15 protein-coding genes are annotated in these 15,899 nt (G+C 70.2%); 11 read left to right on the forward strand and 4 right to left on the reverse strand.

What is annotated here, in order from left to right; translation table 11 throughout:
* The first annotated feature begins 149 nt into the window (after positions 1–149).
* From AP234_RS28435 to AP234_RS28455, 5 genes are all read left to right on the forward strand, one after another.
* Positions 150–1,229: a sensor histidine kinase gene (locus AP234_RS28435; RefSeq protein ID WP_055482824.1), complete on the forward strand. Its 1,080-nt coding sequence runs from the start codon at positions 150–152 to the stop codon at positions 1,227–1,229.
* Complete coding sequence (locus tag AP234_RS28440; RefSeq protein WP_055482825.1) at positions 1,226–1,831, forward strand: response regulator transcription factor; 606 nt, start codon at positions 1,226–1,228, stop codon at positions 1,829–1,831. Before AP234_RS28435 ends, AP234_RS28440 begins: the two co-directional genes overlap by 4 nt.
* A gap of 117 nt (positions 1,832–1,948) precedes the next feature.
* Entirely contained in the window at positions 1,949–2,956 is a 1,008-nt protein-coding gene (locus AP234_RS28445) for a hypothetical protein (protein ID WP_055482826.1), read from the forward strand.
* Positions 2,957–3,161: 205 nt separating this feature from the next.
* The gene (gene guaB, locus AP234_RS28450) at positions 3,162–4,643 is read left to right on the forward strand and encodes an IMP dehydrogenase (RefSeq protein WP_055482827.1); all 1,482 of its coding nucleotides are present in this window, start codon (positions 3,162–3,164) and stop codon (positions 4,641–4,643) included.
* 48 nt (positions 4,644–4,691) lie between these two features.
* Positions 4,692–5,810 (forward strand): GuaB3 family IMP dehydrogenase-related protein, encoded by a 1,119-nt coding sequence (locus AP234_RS28455; protein WP_200926762.1) that lies wholly within the window; start codon positions 4,692–4,694, stop codon positions 5,808–5,810.
* Between the two features lie 105 nt (positions 5,811–5,915).
* On the opposite strand, the gene AP234_RS28460 is transcribed toward AP234_RS28455, so the two are convergent.
* Together AP234_RS28460 and AP234_RS28465 are read right to left on the reverse strand one after the other, a co-directional pair.
* A complete protein-coding gene (locus tag AP234_RS28460) occupies positions 5,916–6,731 on the reverse strand; it encodes a hypothetical protein (protein WP_055482828.1) in 816 nt (271 codons plus the stop codon).
* A 10-nt stretch (positions 6,732–6,741) separates the two neighbouring features.
* Positions 6,742–7,317, reverse strand: coding sequence for a papain-like cysteine protease family protein (locus tag AP234_RS28465; protein ID WP_055482896.1), 576 nt, complete (start codon positions 7,315–7,317; stop codon positions 6,742–6,744).
* Between the two features lie 169 nt (positions 7,318–7,486).
* On the opposite strand from AP234_RS28465, the gene AP234_RS28470 reads away from it, so the two are divergent.
* Positions 7,487–8,431 carry a hypothetical protein gene (locus tag AP234_RS28470; protein WP_055482829.1) on the forward strand — a complete coding sequence of 315 codons (945 nt, stop codon included), beginning with the start codon at positions 7,487–7,489 and terminating at the stop codon, positions 8,429–8,431.
* A gap of 231 nt (positions 8,432–8,662) precedes the next feature.
* Here the strand turns inward: AP234_RS28470 and nagA are convergent, their stop codons facing one another.
* Together nagA and AP234_RS28480 are read right to left on the reverse strand one after the other, a co-directional pair.
* Positions 8,663–9,838 carry an N-acetylglucosamine-6-phosphate deacetylase gene (nagA, locus tag AP234_RS28475; protein WP_055482830.1) on the reverse strand — a complete coding sequence of 392 codons (1,176 nt, stop codon included), beginning with the start codon at positions 9,836–9,838 and terminating at the stop codon, positions 8,663–8,665.
* Positions 9,839–9,894: 56 nt separating this feature from the next.
* Positions 9,895–10,821 (reverse strand): LysR family transcriptional regulator, encoded by a 927-nt coding sequence (locus AP234_RS28480; protein ID WP_055482831.1) that lies wholly within the window; start codon positions 10,819–10,821, stop codon positions 9,895–9,897.
* 70 nt (positions 10,822–10,891) lie between these two features.
* Here AP234_RS28480 and AP234_RS28485 point away from each other — a divergent pair, with 70 nt between their 5' ends.
* The 5 genes from AP234_RS28485 to AP234_RS28505 are packed head-to-tail and all read left to right on the forward strand — an operon-like array spanning position 10,892 to position 15,793.
* On the forward strand, positions 10,892–11,950 hold the full coding sequence (locus AP234_RS28485) for an SDR family oxidoreductase (RefSeq protein WP_055482832.1): 1,059 nt from the start codon (positions 10,892–10,894) through the stop codon (positions 11,948–11,950).
* Between the two features lie 10 nt (positions 11,951–11,960).
* Complete coding sequence (locus AP234_RS28490; protein WP_055482833.1) at positions 11,961–12,392, forward strand: hypothetical protein; 432 nt, start codon at positions 11,961–11,963, stop codon at positions 12,390–12,392.
* Positions 12,393–12,412: 20 nt separating this feature from the next.
* Positions 12,413–13,735, forward strand: coding sequence for an MFS transporter (locus AP234_RS28495; protein WP_055482834.1), 1,323 nt, complete (start codon positions 12,413–12,415; stop codon positions 13,733–13,735).
* 35 nt (positions 13,736–13,770) lie between these two features.
* The gene (locus AP234_RS28500; protein WP_055482835.1) at positions 13,771–14,766 is read left to right on the forward strand and encodes an alpha/beta hydrolase; all 996 of its coding nucleotides are present in this window, start codon (positions 13,771–13,773) and stop codon (positions 14,764–14,766) included.
* 22 nt (positions 14,767–14,788) lie between these two features.
* Positions 14,789–15,793 (forward strand): 2-hydroxyacid dehydrogenase, encoded by a 1,005-nt coding sequence (locus tag AP234_RS28505; protein WP_055482836.1) that lies wholly within the window; start codon positions 14,789–14,791, stop codon positions 15,791–15,793.
* The last annotated feature ends 106 nt before the right edge of the window (positions 15,794–15,899 follow it).

The following is a 15,899-nucleotide window of genomic DNA, read 5'->3' on the forward strand; positions in this document are numbered from 1 at the left end:
AAAGTGAGCTCCCCGCCGACCCGAGTCGGAGTGATCGGATACCCGTCGCCAGGGGCGTTGCCGACGGCGTTCGCGGCGGCCCATGACATCTGTCAGATTCACCGCCGTACCCCCACCATGTCCAAATAATTGCGGTGATAATCCGGCGTATGGGCGGCCGTTTCTGGACCAGCATTTATTTGATCTTCGTGGCCTGGCCCCTCAGCGGCCTGATCGGAAGCGACGTCGATCCGGTCACGGCCGCGGCCACGGTCGCGTGCGTGCTCGCGTTCTGCGGTCTCTATCTGCGGATCGTCTGGACCGCGCTGCCCAGACCGCACCGCGACCACGCACCCGGCCTGCTCGTCCTGCTGTACGCCCTGGCCGCCGGGCCGGCCGCGCCGCTCGGGCAGGAGTGGCTCTTCGTCGCCGTGTTCTTCCTGATCACCGCGCTCGCGGTCGCCCTGCCGCCCCGGGCCATGCCGGTCGGAGTCGCGCTCACCGTGGGCGGGCTCATCGCGGGAATCGTGCTCGTCGGCGGCTCGCTCGCGGATGACTGGTGGATCCCGGTCCAGGCCGTCCTGTTCGCCGGGGCGCTGCACGGCTTCCTGGAGGCGCGTCGCAGCAACGCGGAGCTACGCCGGGCCAGGACCCGCGCCGAGCGGCTCGCGGTCGACAACGAACGGCTGCGCTTCGCCCGGGACATGCACGACATACTCGGCCACAGCCTGTCGGTGATGACGCTCAAAAGCCAGCTCGCCGGTCGGCTGACCACGGTGGACGCCGAGCGGGCCAGGGCCGAGATGGCCGAGGTCGAGGAGCTGTCCAGGCAGGCGCTCGCCGAGGTCAGGCATGCGGTCGCCGGATATCGGGCGCTCCACCTCCCCGACGAGATCGACGTCGCACGCAACGCGCTGGCGGCCGCCGGAATCGGCGCGGAGATCGCCGCCCGGCCGATTCCCGACGACGCCGCCTCGCTGCTCGCCTGGGTGGTGCGCGAGGGCGCCACCAATGTCGTACGGCACAGCCGGGCGCGGCGGTGCCGGATCCGCTGCGGGACGGAGAACGGCCTGGCCTACGTCGAGATCACCGATGACGGCGGCGGGCCGGACGCGGAGACCGAGGGCAGCGGCCTGCGGGGGTTGGCCGAGCGGCTCCAGGCCGCGGACGGGTTCCTGCGTGCGCACCGCATGCCCGGTGGCGGCTTCCGGCTGCTGGCCGGGCTGCCGGTGGCCGAGGAGTCAGCATGATCCGGGTGCTGCTCGCCGACGATCAGCATCTCGTCCGGCAGGCGATGGCGGCGCTGCTGAGCTTTGAGGCGGACATCGAGGTGGTCGGCGAGGCGGCGCGGGGCGACGAGGTGCTCGCCGCCGTCGCGGAGTGCTCCCCGGACGTCGTGCTGCTCGACATCGAGATGCCGGGCCGGGACGGCCTGACGGTCGCCGAGGACCTGCACGCGGCGGGTCTCGCGGTGAAGGTCGTCATCCTGACGACGTTCGGCCGTCCCGGCTACCTGCACCGTGCCCTGGCGTCGGGCGCCTCCGGTTTCGTCGTGAAGGACGCGCGGGCGGAGGAACTGGCCGACGCGATCCGCCGGGTGCACGCGGGGCAGCGGGTCGTGGACCGCGCCCTCGCCGCGTCCAGCCGTACCCGCGGGGCCAGCCCGTTCACGGCGCGCGAACGCGACGTGCTGCGGGTCGCGACCGACGGCGGCACGATCGCCGACATCGCCCGCGAACTGTTCCTGTCCGAGGGCACCGTGCGCAACTACCTGTCCTCGGCCATGGGCAAGGTGGGCGCCAGGACCCGGGCCGAGGCCGTGCGCGTCGCCGAGAACAACGGCTGGCTGTAGGGCGTTCATCACTGACGTTCATCAGTACAGCGTTCATCACTGGCGTTCATCAGTACAGCGTTCATCACTGACGTTCATCACTACAGACGGGACGTGCCCGACGAGATCCTCCCAGGTATGTGGAAACGACTCGCGCCCGCCGCCGGCCTGTTCTTCCTCGCCCCGCTGGTGGGGGAGTTCCTGCTCGGCAACCTGCCGATCACCATGCTGCCCGCCCTGGTGGCCCTCGCGCCGATGTACGGCGGGGCCGCTCTGCTCATCCGTGAGATCGTCCGGCGACGTGGTCTCGGCCGGCCGGCCGTACTCCTGCTCGGCCTGGCCTTCGCGGTGATCCAGGAGGCCTTCGTCACCCGATCGCTGTTCGACCCCGACTACGCCGGGCTGCGGCTGCTCGACTACGGCTACGTGCCGGGGCTCGGCATCGGCGCGTGGTGGACGGTCCTCGTGCTCGTCCTGCACGCCGTGTGGAGCATCGCCGTACCCGTCGCCCTCGCGGAGAGCCTGACGGTCTCCCGGCGGGAGACCCCCTGGCTCGGGCGCCCCGGCCTTGTGGTCACGACCGTGCTGTTCGTCGCGGGCCTCGCGCTCAGCGCCTCGACCGTGGAGGCGCCGCCTGCGCTGTCGCCCGTACAGATCGGCGTCGCCGCGTCGGCGGTGCTGCTCGCGATCGGCGTGGCGCTGCGCCGGCCCGCCCGTGACCTTGGGCACGCCCGCGACCGCCGGTCCGGTGCGGCCGCGCCGTCGCCCTGGGCCGTGGGCCTGGTCGGCCTGCTCTCCGGGTCGGCCTTCTGGCTCGGAGGCCTGTTCGTCGATGCCGATCTCGCGGTGCCCGCCCCGGCTCTCGTGGCGGCGTACCTGGCCCTGGTGGCGGCCGTGGCCGCCGGGGTCGCGCACTGGTCCAGGCGTGAGGGCTGGGGGGAGCCGCATCGGCTCGCGCTCGCGGGCGGTGCGCTGCTCACCTACGCCTGGCACGGCTTCGTTCAGCCGCCCGCCGTCGAGGCCTCCGCCGCGGTGGATCTCGCGGGCGACGTGGTCTTCGCCCTCGCCGCCGTGGTGCTGCTGAGCGTGGCCGCGACTCGGGTTCGGCGGATTTCCGTACAGGCATTGCGCATTGACGTTCCGTGACGCATTATTGACTTTGCGTTAGCACGGTGGCCGTGTCACTCGGGCGCGGAGGGGGGTTCGATGGCGCGGCCGGTGCGATGCCCGTGAAAGTGGGGGGATCACTCGTGGTCCCCCCACTTTTGGTTTGCGTGTGACCCATAGACTGACGTCGGATCCCGCGACACCCGCCAACGCGGGGAACGGCCGGCGCAGGAGGGTCGGAGACATGGCCAAGTTCACAGAACCGGGGCTCACGTTCGACGACGTGCTGCTCGTTCCCGCCTACTCGGATCTTCAGCCGGGCGAGGCCGACACCACGACCCGCCTGTCGCGGGGCATCACGCTGCGCGTCCCGCTGGTGTCGGCGGCCATGGACACGGTCACCGAGGCCCGGATGGCCGTCGCGATGGCCCGTCAGGGTGGCATCGGCATACTGCACCGCAACCTCTCGATCGAGGACCAGGCCCAGCAGGTCGACCTGGTCAAGCGCTCCGAGGCGGGGATGGTGACCAACCCCGTGACCTGCTCTCCGGACGACACGCTGGCCGACGTCGAGCGGCTGTGCGCCACCTACCGGATCTCCGGCGTCCCGGTGACCGACGCCGACGGCGTGCTGGTGGGCATCGTGACCAACCGTGACATGCGGTTCGAGACCGATCACAGCAGGCCGGTCCGCGAGGTCATGACCCGCATGCCGCTGGTGACCGCCCTCGTCGGCGTCTCCCGCGACGAGGCCTTCGGGCTGCTCAGGCAGAACAAGGTGGAGAAACTCCCGCTGGTCGACGCCGCCGGGCGGCTGCAGGGCCTCATCACGGTCAAGGACTTCACCAAGAGCGAGCAGTATCCCCTCGCCACCAAGGACGTCAACGGGCGGCTCATGGTCGGCGCGGCCATCGGCGTCGCCGGCGACGCCGAGCAGCGCGCGGCGGCCCTCATCGAGGCCGGCGTCGACGTCATCATCGTGGACACCGCGCACGGTCATTCCCGGGGCGTCTGCGACATGATCGCCAAGATCAAGGCCAACGGCCGGGTGGACGTGATAGGGGGCAACGTGGCCACCAGGGCCGGGGCGCGGGCCCTGGTCGACGCGGGGGCCGACGCGGTCAAGGTCGGCGTGGGCCCCGGCTCCATCTGCACGACCAGGGTCGTCGCCGGCGTGGGGGCGCCGCAACTGACCGCGATCTACGAGGCGGCCCAGGCCTGTGCGCCGGCGGGCGTGCCGGTCATCGGCGACGGCGGCCTGCAGTACTCGGGGGACATCGCCAAGGCGCTGGCCGCCGGCGCCGACACGGTCATGCTGGGCTCGCTGCTGGCCGGCTGCGAGGAGTCGCCCGGCGAGCTGATCTTCATCAACGGCAAGCAGTTCAAGTCCTACCGGGGCATGGGCTCGCTCGGTGCGGTACGGAACCGCGAGCGCGGCGGCGAGTCCTTCAGCAAGGACCGGTACGCCCAGGCCGAGGTGTCCGGGGAGGACAAGTACATCCCCGAGGGCATCGAAGGCCAGGTGCCCTACCGTGGTCCCGTCGCGGCGGTGGCCCATCAACTCGTCGGCGGGCTGCGCCAGGGCATGTGGTACACCGGCTCCCGGACGATCGCCGAGATGCACGAGAAGGCGCAGCTCATGCCCATCACGGTGGCGGGCCTCAAGGAGAGCCACCCGCACGACATCCAGATGACGGTCGAGGCGCCGAACTACCACCGGCGCTAGCCATTCACGTTCAAGAGCGCAAGAGCCAGGAAGAGAAGAACAGGCGGGATGACTCAGGTGGAGATCGGGCGCGGTAAGAGCGGGCGGCGGGCGTACGCGCTGGACGAGATCGGCATCGTGCCGTCCCGGCGTACCCGTGACCCCGAGGAGGTCTCGATCTCCTGGCAGATCGACGCCTACCGGTTCGAGTCGCCGCTCGTGGCGAGCCCGATGGACAGCGTGGTCTCCCCGGCGACGGCCATCGAGATCGGCCGGCTGGGCGGTTTGGCCGTGCTCGACCTGGAGGGCCTGTGGACGCGCTATGACGACCCGCAGCCGCTGCTGGAGGAGGTCGCCGCCCTCGATCAGGAGGCCGCGACCAGGCGGCTGCAGGAGATCTACGCCGCGCCGATCCAGGACGAGCTGATCGGGCGGCGGATCGAGGAGATACGCGCCGGAGGCGTGACGACGGCGGTACGGCTGTCGCCGCAGCGGACCGTGCAGCACCACAAGGCCGTGATCGACGCCGGCGTGGACATCTTCGTGATCCGCGGCACCACGGTCTCCGCGGAGCACGTGTCCGGCCGGGCCGAGCCGCTGAACCTGAAGCGGTTCATCTACGAGCTCGACGTCCCCGTCATCGTCGGCGGCTGTGCGACGTACACGGCGGCGCTGCACCTCATGCGGACCGGCGCGGCGGGCGTGCTCGTCGGGTTCGGCGGCGGCGCCTCGCACACCACGCGCACCGTGCTCGGCGTGGCCGTGCCGATGGCCACGGCGATCTCCGATGTCGCGGCCGCGCGCCGTGACTACCTCGACGAGTCGGGCGGGCGGTACGTCCACGTGATCGCGGACGGCAGCATGGGCGGGTCCGGCGACATCGCCAAGGCCGTCGCCTGCGGCGCCGACGCCGTGATGGTGGGGTCGCCGCTCGCGAGGGCGACCGACGCCCCCGGCCGCGGGTTCCACTGGGGCTCCGAGGCGCACCACCCCGAGCTGCCGCGCGGCAGGCGGGTCGAGTTCGGCACGATCGGCACGCTGGAGCAGATCCTGCACGGGCCGTCCGTCGTGGCCGACGGCTCCATGAACCTGATGGGCGCGCTCAAGCGCACGATGGCCACCGCCGGATACTCCGACCTCAAGGAGTTCCAGCGCGTCGAGGTCGTCGTCGCGCCGATCCAGCCCTGACATGACGCACTGAAACGCGTGGGCGGGCGCCCGGTCTCGTGGACCGGGCGCCCGCCGTCTTTCGCGTCCGCCGTCCGCTGCGGGCCGGCGCGATCGCCGGCCGGGTCAGGCCGGGTCTCTGCGTCCCTTCGATCCGCCGCGCCGGGCCGCGGCCCAGATGGCGATCCCCCCGCCGAGCAGCAGCGCCGTCGTCACACCCCACGGCGGTACGGCGTCGCCGGGATCCGCCTTCGCCGAGATCACCGGCGGCATGCCGTAGCCGCCGGCCGCGCCGTCGTTCGCGTACGCCGAGCCCGGCAACTTGTCCGCGTACCGACCGGCCACCAGGCGCTGGTAGTCCGCGAGTGGCATGCCCTCCCCGACGGAGTTCCGTGCCTCCTCGTTGAGCGGGACGATCCGGCCGCTCCTGAGGGCGTACCAGGCGTTGATCTGCGGTTCGCGGAAGACCGTGCCCGGCTGCGTCGCGTAGCGCCGCTCGTCGTCACCACTGGCGATGTTGCTCACCTGCCAGCGGCCGGTGGGCGTACGGGTCGTCCAGAGAGAGGCGGTCTGGCCGTCGGCCGAGGTGGCCGGGGTGGCGAGGAACGCGAACTGGGCGACCTGGCTGGAGCGGCCGGCGACGAAGGCGGGGTTGAGGTAGTTGACCACCACCATCTGCTCGCCCACCTGGGCCGCGACCGTCGATGGCCGGGCACCCGGCTCGGGCGGCGCGCCCTTGGTGGCGAAGAACCGGCCGAGGATCTGGCGGATCTCCGCGCTGTCGATCGCCGCGTGGGCCGCGGCCATCTCGGCTGGGCCGGGTGCGGCCGCCACGGCCTCTGTCCGCGCGGCGGGGTCGGGGCCGCTCGGCGCCGCGTGTGCGGCGAGCGGGGCGAACACGACGGAGCCCGCCAGTGTGGCGATTGTGATGACGCGCTTCATGCGGGCCTCCTCATGCACCGATGTTGTGGAGGGAATGGGTCCAGAAGAAGTTCGAGTTGCCGACGTACCAGTTGTAGGTCGCCCAGTTGTAGCGGGTGGTCGACGGCCACGGATCGCCCCAGTAGACCCAGGACCGGCTCTGGTCGTAGCCGTAGATCGTCTGCATGTGGCCGCCGCCCGAGGTCCACTGGATGCGGGCCATGACCGGGTGGTGGGCGTCGATGTTCCTGATGATGGTGCTGTAGGACAGGTAGCCGTTGAGGTAGTTGCCCGGTGAGATCCCGATCGTCCGGAAGGCGTTCTGGTCGTTGGCGAGGGTGGCCTGGTTGTTCGGGCAGCCGCTGTTGAGCGCCCGGTTGAAGGCCAGGTTGCAGAACTGGTTCTGGCTGTAGGAGTGGCCGTAGTAGGCGGCGACCGTGTTGCCGGCGGCCGCCCAGCACCAGTTGGTGTTCTGCTGGGCCTGCATGTCGATGTCGAGCCGATACCAGGTGTAGGCGTGGGCGGTGCCGGTCGCCGCCATCCAGGTCCCGGCCGCCAGCGCGAGCGCGCCGGTCGTCCGTAGGAGCTTGCGGACAGGGGAACGCATGTCGCACTCCTTCGAGTGAGGGGGGTTGGGCACGATGGTCCGGCTCGGCGCGGTGCCGTACAAGCGGGGGTCGCGGCCGTCGTGGGCGACTGTGAACGGGGATGTGAAGCCCGGCATGACATGGGCCGACACGAGTGACGGAAGGGGAAGAGTTTGTGAAAATTCACATATGTCGGGTGAGCGGGAGTTACAGGCCGCGCTCCGGGACGGTCCCTTCCACGTCGCGCTGCGTACGGCGGTGGAGGCACGCGGCCTGACGCTGGACCGGCTGCGGCACCGTCTGCGGGAACGCGGCCTGCGGATCGGCACGACGAGCCTGAGCTACTGGCAGCAGGGGCTGCGCCGTCCGGAACGTCCCGAATCGTTGCGTGCCGTACGCGCACTGGAACAGATCCTCGCCCTGCCTCCGCGCTCCCTGACGGACCTGCTCGGCCCGCCCCGGCCCCGCGGACGCGGCGGGGGACGTGGCATGGGGGCGCCGCCGGGTGCGGTGGGCTATGCCACGATCCTGGACGCGGCTCCCGATCTGTCCGCTCTGCTGCGGGAGTTGGACTGGGTGGCCGATGACCGGCGGCTGCACATCGCGGCCATGTACGAGACGGTGCGGATCGGGGCCGATCGGAGCATCATCCGGCGCGAGACGCTTCAGGTGCTGCGCGCGCACGAGGACTCGGCCGACCGGCACATCACGATCTACCAGTGTGATCCGGGCTGCGATGTGGAGCGGATCCGCATCCGGGCGCTGGAGGACTGCCGGCTCGGCCGGGTGCGCTGTCATGGGCCGTCCCGCCTGGTGGCGGCCGAGCTGCTGTTCGATCGAGAGCTGCGGGCCGGCGACACCCAGGTCATCCGGTACGACCTGGTCGACTCCAACGGCATCGAGAGCACACGGTATGAACGCGGTTTTCGCTTTCCGGCGGGCCAGTACACGTTACGCGTGTGCTTCGCCCCGCTCACCCTCCCGGTCCGCATCCACGGCTACACCCGGCGTGGGCCGGCGGCGGACGAGCACGAGCGCAGAGAGCTGACGCTCAACGCGTACCGCTCGGTCCACCAGATGGCCGAGTCCCTCCGACCCGGCCTGGTGGGCATCCGCTGGGACTGGCCGAGCTAATCCGTGATCTTGCGAATACTCGCACATCGAGCCGGGAGCAGGGATTTCACGTTCATGATCTTGCAATTTCTCGCACACATACCCGCTGGACAGCCGGAACACTGTTCGTGATCTTGCGCCCACAACTGCAAGATCACCTAACGTGTGGGCGCAGGTCAGGTGGCTCGCCTGCGAGAAACTGCAAGATCAACGAACTGAAAGGCGCAGGTCAGGGGGGTAGTGTGCGAGAAACTACAAGATCACGGGGGAGGGGTTCGGGGGGTCGATGATCCACGTGCCGCGCTTCATGACGCTCTCGACCTGGAGATCGTCGCCGAGCACCACGAGATCGGCCTCCTTGCCGACCGAGATCGAGCCGACCCGCTGGTCCAGTCCGAGGACGCGGGCGGGGGTGAGCGACGCCATCAGCGCGGCGTCGACGAGTGAGGCCCCCATTTCCCGGACGGTCCGGCGGAACGCCGTGTCCATGGTCAGGGTGCTTCCCGCGATCGAGCCGGCGCCCGGACCACCGGGGGCGAGCCTGGCCACGCCGTCGGTGACATCGACCGCCATCGCGCCGAGCCGGTAGCTTCCGTCCCCCAGACCGGCCGCGCCCATCGCGTCCGTGATGAGCGCCGTACGGCCCGGGCCGGCCTGGCGCGCGGCGAGCCGCAGCATGGCCGGGTGGACGTGCACGCCGTCGTTGATGAGCTCGACCGTGACCCGCTCGTCCTCCAGCAGGGCGGCGATCGGGCCGGGGGCGCGATGCCCCAGCTGCGGCATCGCGTTGTAGAGGTGGGTCGCGACCGTGGCCCCCGCGTCGATGCCCGCGGTCGTCCGCTCGTAGTCGGCGTCGCAGTGGCCGATGGCCGCGATCACTCCCTCGGCGGCGGCGTCCCTGATGAGGTCGAGCGCGTTCGGCAGCTCGGGGGCGATCGTGATCATGCGGACGTGGCCCCGGCCGGCCTTGAGCAGCGCCCGGAACTCCGCCCGGTCCGGCTCGCGCAGCTGCGTGGGGTCGTGCGCGCCGCACCGGGATTTCGCGAGGTACGGCCCTTCGAAGTGGATGCCGGCGATGACCCTCTGCTCGCACAGGTCGGCGAGTGCCGAGGTCGCCCGGGTCAGCGCCTCCGGCGCCGCCGTGACCAGGCTGGCGACCGAGGTCGTCGTGCCGTGCCGGAGGTGGAAGGCCGCGCCGGCGGCGGCCGTCTCCGGATCGCCGTCGGGATAGGAGCCACCCGCGCCGCCGTGGTTGTGGATGTCGACGAACCCGGGCACGATCACCCGTCCGCCCAGGCTCTGCCCGTTGCCGTTCCGGGGGCCTGTCCCACGCCCGATGTGCGTGATGCGCCCGTCCTCGATGGTGAGCCAGCCGTCGTGCACCTCGTCCGGGGTCACTACGCGCAGATCCGAGAGAGTCATGCTCATGTGCCCCATCTTTCCGCTTCCGCGCGGCGTTCGCCGTACGGGGTGGGCACCGAGAATCAGCGCACCGGCTCGGTGGAGAGGATCCGCGCGCGTACGTGCGCGGGCAGCAGGGCGGCCTCTTCGGCGAGCGTCGCGATGAACGCGGTAGCCAGGGGGTCGGGCGCGGCACGGGTGTAGGCCGCGACGGGACGGCTGACCGACGGCCGGGGCTGGAGCACCAGTCCGTCGAAGTGCGACGGGATGATGTTGGCCGGCACGAGCGCGGGACCCAGCCCGGCGGCGGCGAGCACCGGCGCGGCGGCGGTCTGCTCGGTGCGTACGGCGGCACGCGGCTGGAATCCGGCCGCCGCACACGCCTGGTCGAGGACGTCGGCGAGTCCGTTGCCCGGTGCGAAGTGCACCCAGTCGCGGTCGGCGAGGGTGGCCAGGTCGATCCGGCCGGCCGCGGCGCACCCCGCGGGGTCGTCGGCGGACAGCACCACGACGAACGGTTCGATGCCGAGGGACCGGGTCGGGCCGCGCCAGTCCGGCGGAGGTGGTCCGATCCCGAGATCGGCCTGGCCGGCGAGCATCGCGTCGGCCAGTTCGTCGGCGTGCCGATGTTCGAACAGCCTGATCTGGACGCCGGGATGGGATCGGTGCCAGGCGCGCAGGGCCGGCGGGAGCACGCCGAGGCTCATCGAGTAGAGGGTCGCGACCTGTAGTTCGCCCACTTCCAACCCGGATGCCTGCCGCGCTGCGCACCGTGCCCGTTCGGCGTCGGCGAGCGCGGCACGGGCGTGCGGCAGCATCGCGCGGCCCATCGCGGTGAGCCGCACCGAGCGGGGCAGACGTTCCAGGAGCGCGCCGCCGTAGTCGCGCTCCAGCGCGCGCACCTGGTGGGACAGCGCCGGTTGCGAGACGTGGAGCAACTCGGCGGCCCGGGTGAACGAACCCTCGTCCACGATCGTGACCAGATATTCGAGCTGACGCAGCGATGCCATGAAGAAATCTTATGCCTTCGGTGAATATTATGTCTTGGACTAATGTGTGCGGTGCGGGCAGCATGGCGGCATGCCCGAAGAGAACAAGGTCGCCCTCGTCGTCGGATCGAACGGGGTGATCGGCCGCAATCTGATCGACCACCTCGTGCAACTCGGCGACTGGGACATAATCGGCCTGTCACGAAGGGGTGGGACCGACGCCGGCCGGGTCCGCCACATCGCGGTCGACCTGCTGGACGAGGAAGACGGCCGGGAGCGGCTGCGCGGTCTCGAACACGTCACCCACATCTTCTACGCCGCCTTCCAGGACCGTCCGACCTGGGCCGAGCTCGTGCCGCCCAACCTCGCCATGCTCGTCAACGTCGTCGAGGCGGTCGAGGCCGTCGCACCCGGCCTGCGCCACGTCAGCCTCATGCAGGGCTACAAGGTGTACGGCGCTCATCTCGGCCCGTTCAAGACACCGGCCCGCGAGGACGACCCGCACCACATGCCACCCGAGTTCAACGTGGACCAGCAGAACTTCCTCGAGGCGCGGCAGAAGGGGAAGCCCTGGACCTGGTCGGCGCTGCGTCCCTCGGTGGTGTGCGGCTTCGCCCTCGGCAACCCGATGAACCTGGCGATGGTGATCGCGGTGTACGCCGCGATCTCCAAGGAACTCGGGCTGCCGCTGCGGTTTCCCGGCAAACCGGGTGCCTACCACACGCTCCTGGAGATGACCGATGCCGGCCTGCTCGCGAAGGCGACGGTCTGGGCCGCGACCGAGGAGCGGTGCGCCAACCAGGCGTTCAACATCAACAACGGTGATCTTTTCCGCTGGAACGAGATGTGGCCCAAGATCGCCCGGTTCTTCGACCTCGAGGTGGCGCCTCCGCTGCCCATGTCGCTCGATGTCGTCATGGCGGACAAGGAACCGCTGTGGAACGACATGGTCGAACGGCACGGCCTGGCGAAGAACTCCTATCAGGAGGTGTCGTCCTGGCGCTTCGGCGACGCGGTCTTCTCCTGGGACTACGACTTCCTGGCCGACGGCTCGAAGGCGCGACGGTTCGGCTTCCACGACTTCGTCGACACCGAGGAGATGTTCATGAACATCTTCGCCGACTTCCGCCGACGAAAGATCATCCCGTGAGGCGGGCGCGATGAGAGACGCCTACCTGGACCGGCTCCCGATCGCCGGAAGGCTCGTCTCCGAGAACTTCGCAGGCTGGCCGCCGTCGCTGCGCGAGGAGTTCGCGCGGGGCGGCGCCAACGGAAAAGTCGGACAGCATCTGCTCAGCGAGACCAGCCGGCTGCGCGTGTGGGAGATCCGGCTGGCGCCGGGCGAACGGGTGCCCGCACACTGTCACGTCCTCGACTACTCCTGGACCGCGCTGACCGCCGGCCACAGCCGGCAGCACACGCACGATGGGACCACGCGCGAGGTGACCTACCGGCAGGGCGAGACCCGAGAGTACGGCTTCGCCCACGGTGAGTACCTACTGCACGATCTCGAGAACATCGGTGGCGGAGAGCTGGCCTTCATCACCGTCGAGTTCCTGCAGAGCGCGAACCCTCCCCTGCCGCTCATCTGACAGCGAAGGACACCCCCCATATGCTGACCACCGACCCCGAGCCCACCGCACTCCGATCACGCAAACCCCTCACTCCTCGCCAGGTCGCGTTCGCGGCCATGGCGGGGAACGCCATCGAGCTGTACGACTTCATCCTGTATTCGTTCATCGCGGCGACGGTCTTCGGTCCGCTGTTCTTTCCCAGCTTCGAACCGTGGCTCGGCACCCTGGCCGCGCTGTCCGGACACGCCGTGGCATTCCTGGTCCGCCCGCTCGGCGCCGTCGTGTTCGGACGGGTGGGCGACCGCCTGGGCAGGCGCCCCGCCCTGCTGCTCTCGCTCGCGATGATGGGCGTGGCCACCCTCGGGATCGGCCTGCTCCCGACCTATACGGCGATCGGCGTCGCCGCGCCGGTCGTGCTGGTGGTCCTGAGGCTGCTGCAAGGTCTGGCCGTGGGCGGCGAGTATCCCGGCGCCGTGGTGGTGGCCGTCGAGCACGCGCCCCCGAGGTTCGCCACGTTGTACGGTGCCTTCCCGCAGATGGGGAACATGATCGGAATTCTCCTCGCGGGCATTTCCCTGTTGCTGGCGAACCTGGTGTCGGGCGAGGCCTGGCAGAGCTGGGGGTGGCGCCTCCCGTTCCTGTTCAGCGCGGTGCTCGTCCTGTTCGGCCTGTTCCTGCGTACCCGCCTGGCAGAGACGCCGGAGTTCGTCGAGGCGTCCGCACGTGTCGACGGGCAGCGTCGCGTACCGGGCGGGATCGGGACGTTGCTGCGCGAGGCGCCGATGCCGCTGGTGATCTGCGTGCTCATGTGGCTCGGCCCGGTGACCTACGGCTACGCGTTCCTGACCAGCCTCCTGGCCTACGTCAAGAACTACCGGGCGGAGTTGTCACCGGTGCACGTCCAGGTCGGCCTGGTGCTGACGGCGGCGGCCCTTGTCCTGCTGGTGATGGTCAGCGGCCTCAACGGCGACAGATGGGGCCGGGAACGCCTGGTGATCGGCTCGGGAGTGCTGATGGTCGCCTGGGCCGTGCCGTCCTATCTGCTCGTCGACGCGGCCACGCCGGGTACGTTGTGGACGGCGATGCTTGTGGGGGCCGTTTCCTACGGGGTCTTCGGCGGGGTCGCACCGTCGATCATGTCGCGGATGTTCCCCGTCGATGTCCGCTACATCGGGGTGGCGATCGCCATCGCGGCCAGCGCGCTCGTAGGCGGTGCTCTGCTGCCCCTCGGGGCACTCGCGATGGTCGGCGCATCCGGCGGATCATCGGTCCCCATGATGGTGATGATGGGCCTGTCCGGACTCGCCACCACGGTCGGCGGCCTGATGCTGCGCAGCCGGACGGGCCAACGGGCGAAGTGAGACGAGATACGCCGAGGGGAGAGGAGAACCCGGCCGTGGCGCTGGACCCGCAGATCGCCGCCGTGCTCGAGGCCAGGAGGGATCTGGACCCGTGGCAGGCCGGAGAACCGACGGTCGCTGCGGTGCGTGCGGGCACCGGGGCGTACCTGAAGCTCCAGGGGGGGCCTCGGGCGGTCGCCCGCGTGACGCGGGTGACGGTTCCCGGGCCGGGCGGCAGACTGCCACTGCGGATCTACCACCCGTTCGGAGCGCCGCCTTTCGCCTGCCTGGTCCAGTTTCACGGCGGCGGCTGGGTGGCCGGAGATCTCGATCTGTACGACATCCCGGCACGATGGCTCGCCGACGCGTCCGGTTGCGTGATCATAACGGTCGACTACCGGAGGGCGCCCGAGCATCCCTTTCCCGCGCCGCTCGACGATTGTCTGGCGGCCGTCCGGTGGACGGCGGACAACGCATGGCGGATCGGCGTGGATCCGCAGCGCATCGGCGTGATGGGGGACAGCGCGGGCGGGAACCTCGCGGCGGCGGTGTCTCTACGCGCCCGCGACGAGGGTGGTCCGGACATCCGGTTGCAGGTCCTCGTCTACCCTGCCACCGACGCCGCCTGCGCCACACCGTCCTATGAGACGTATGCGGTGGGGTACGGACTGGAGAGCCGGATGATGCGGTGGTACTGGGAACGTTATCTGGCGGACCCGGCCGATGCCGGGAACGCGCTCGCCTCCCCGCTCAGGGCGGCGGACCTCACCGGTCTGCCGCCCACCGCGGTGATGACCGCGGAGTACGACCCCCTGCGTGACGACGGCGAACGGTACGCGGCCCGGCTGCGGAGCGCGGGCGTGCCGGTCACGCTGACCAGGTATGGCGGGATGGTCCACGCGTTCTTCCTGATGGGAGGGGTGGTGGATCGCACCGCCGGTCTGGTCGGAGAGATCGTTCGCGAAGCGAGGCAGGCGTTCGCCCCCGCAGGGTCGTTGGTCCCCGGGACAGGGGCCCGATTGCCCTGCTTCGTCGCGCGGCGTGATCGGTAGCTTGGGCTCGGGAGGTCGGATCATGCGTGTCGCGGTGTTCAGTGCCAAGCCGTACGACGAGCAGTCGCTCCGAGCGGCGAACGACGAGGCGGGGCACGAGATGGTGTTCCTGGAGTCGCGGCTGTCGGCGAAGACCGCGGCGCTGGCGGCCGGATGCGAGGCGGTGTGCGCGTTCGTCAACGACGACCTCGGTGCCGAGACCCTCACCGCGCTCGCCGGTCACGGGGTGCGGCTGATCGCGCTGCGCTCGGCCGGGTTCAACCATGTCGACCTGGCGGCGGCGGCCCGGCTGGGGCTGACCGTGGCGCGGGTGCCCGGATACTCGCCCCATGCGGTCGCGGAACACTGCGCCGGGCTCATCCTCACGCTCAACCGGAAGATCCATCGCGCCTTCAACCGGGTGCGGGAGAACAATTTCAACCTGACCGGCCTGCTGGGATTCGACCTGCACGACAAGACGGTCGGAGTGATCGGCACCGGCAAGATCGGTGTTTGCTTCGTCCGGATCATGGCCGGGTTCGGCTGCCGGGTCCTCGCGACCGATCCGTACCCGAGTGAGGAGGCCCGGCGCGCCGGCGCGGAGTACGTGCCGCTGGACACGCTGCTCGCCGAGTCGCACATCGTCACCCTGCACTGCCCGCTCGGACCGGACACCCATCATCTGATCGACCGGGAGCGGATCGCCCGGATGCGGGACGGGGTCATGCTCATCAACACCAGTCGCGGCGCGCTGGTGGACACGGCCGCGGTCATCCAGGGGCTGAAGAGCGGCAAGATCGGCTATCTGGGCCTCGACGTGTACGAGGAGGAGGCCGATCTGTTCTTCGAGGACCTGTCCGACCAACTCCCGAGGGACGAGGTGTTCTCCCGGTTGCTCACGTTCCCGAACGTGCTGATCACCGGGCACCAGGCGTTCTTCACGGCCGAGGCGCTGCACAACATCGCCGCCACCACGATCTCCAACATCACCGCCTTCGAACGTGACGGGACACCCGTGCACGAGGTCGTCGCCGAACCCGTGTCCTGATGGTCACGACCGTGCTCGGCGGCCGGGCCCGGACGTACGGCACCGCGAGCGAGATGTCAGCGGCTTCCAAGTGAAGATCGGTAGGCTCTCCGGCGGGACCGGAGTT

This window comes from Sphaerimonospora mesophila (genome assembly GCF_001417795.1).
Classification (GTDB): domain Bacteria; phylum Actinomycetota; class Actinomycetes; order Streptosporangiales; family Streptosporangiaceae; genus Sphaerimonospora; species Sphaerimonospora mesophila.

What these genes read in the sequence shown, in the direction of transcription:
- AP234_RS28435 (WP_055482824.1), top strand. Translation starts at nt 150, where the DNA reads ATGGGCGGCCGTTTCTGGACCAGCATTTATTTGATCTTCGTGGCCTGG.
- AP234_RS28440 (WP_055482825.1), top strand. Translation starts at nt 1,226, where the DNA reads ATGATCCGGGTGCTGCTCGCCGACGATCAGCATCTCGTCCGGCAGGCG.
- AP234_RS28445 (WP_055482826.1), top strand. Translation starts at nt 1,949, where the DNA reads ATGTGGAAACGACTCGCGCCCGCCGCCGGCCTGTTCTTCCTCGCCCCG.
- guaB (WP_055482827.1), top strand. Translation starts at nt 3,162, where the DNA reads ATGGCCAAGTTCACAGAACCGGGGCTCACGTTCGACGACGTGCTGCTC.
- AP234_RS28455 (WP_200926762.1), top strand. Translation starts at nt 4,692, where the DNA reads ATGACTCAGGTGGAGATCGGGCGCGGTAAGAGCGGGCGGCGGGCGTAC.
- AP234_RS28460 (WP_055482828.1), bottom strand. Translation starts at nt 6,731, where the DNA reads ATGAAGCGCGTCATCACAATCGCCACACTGGCGGGCTCCGTCGTGTTC.
- AP234_RS28465 (WP_055482896.1), bottom strand. Translation starts at nt 7,317, where the DNA reads ATGCGTTCCCCTGTCCGCAAGCTCCTACGGACGACCGGCGCGCTCGCG.
- AP234_RS28470 (WP_055482829.1), top strand. Translation starts at nt 7,487, where the DNA reads ATGTCGGGTGAGCGGGAGTTACAGGCCGCGCTCCGGGACGGTCCCTTC.
- nagA (WP_055482830.1), bottom strand. Translation starts at nt 9,838, where the DNA reads ATGAGCATGACTCTCTCGGATCTGCGCGTAGTGACCCCGGACGAGGTG.
- AP234_RS28480 (WP_055482831.1), bottom strand. Translation starts at nt 10,821, where the DNA reads ATGGCATCGCTGCGTCAGCTCGAATATCTGGTCACGATCGTGGACGAG.
- AP234_RS28485 (WP_055482832.1), top strand. Translation starts at nt 10,892, where the DNA reads ATGCCCGAAGAGAACAAGGTCGCCCTCGTCGTCGGATCGAACGGGGTG.
- AP234_RS28490 (WP_055482833.1), top strand. Translation starts at nt 11,961, where the DNA reads ATGAGAGACGCCTACCTGGACCGGCTCCCGATCGCCGGAAGGCTCGTC.
- AP234_RS28495 (WP_055482834.1), top strand. Translation starts at nt 12,413, where the DNA reads ATGCTGACCACCGACCCCGAGCCCACCGCACTCCGATCACGCAAACCC.
- AP234_RS28505 (WP_055482836.1), top strand. Translation starts at nt 14,789, where the DNA reads ATGCGTGTCGCGGTGTTCAGTGCCAAGCCGTACGACGAGCAGTCGCTC.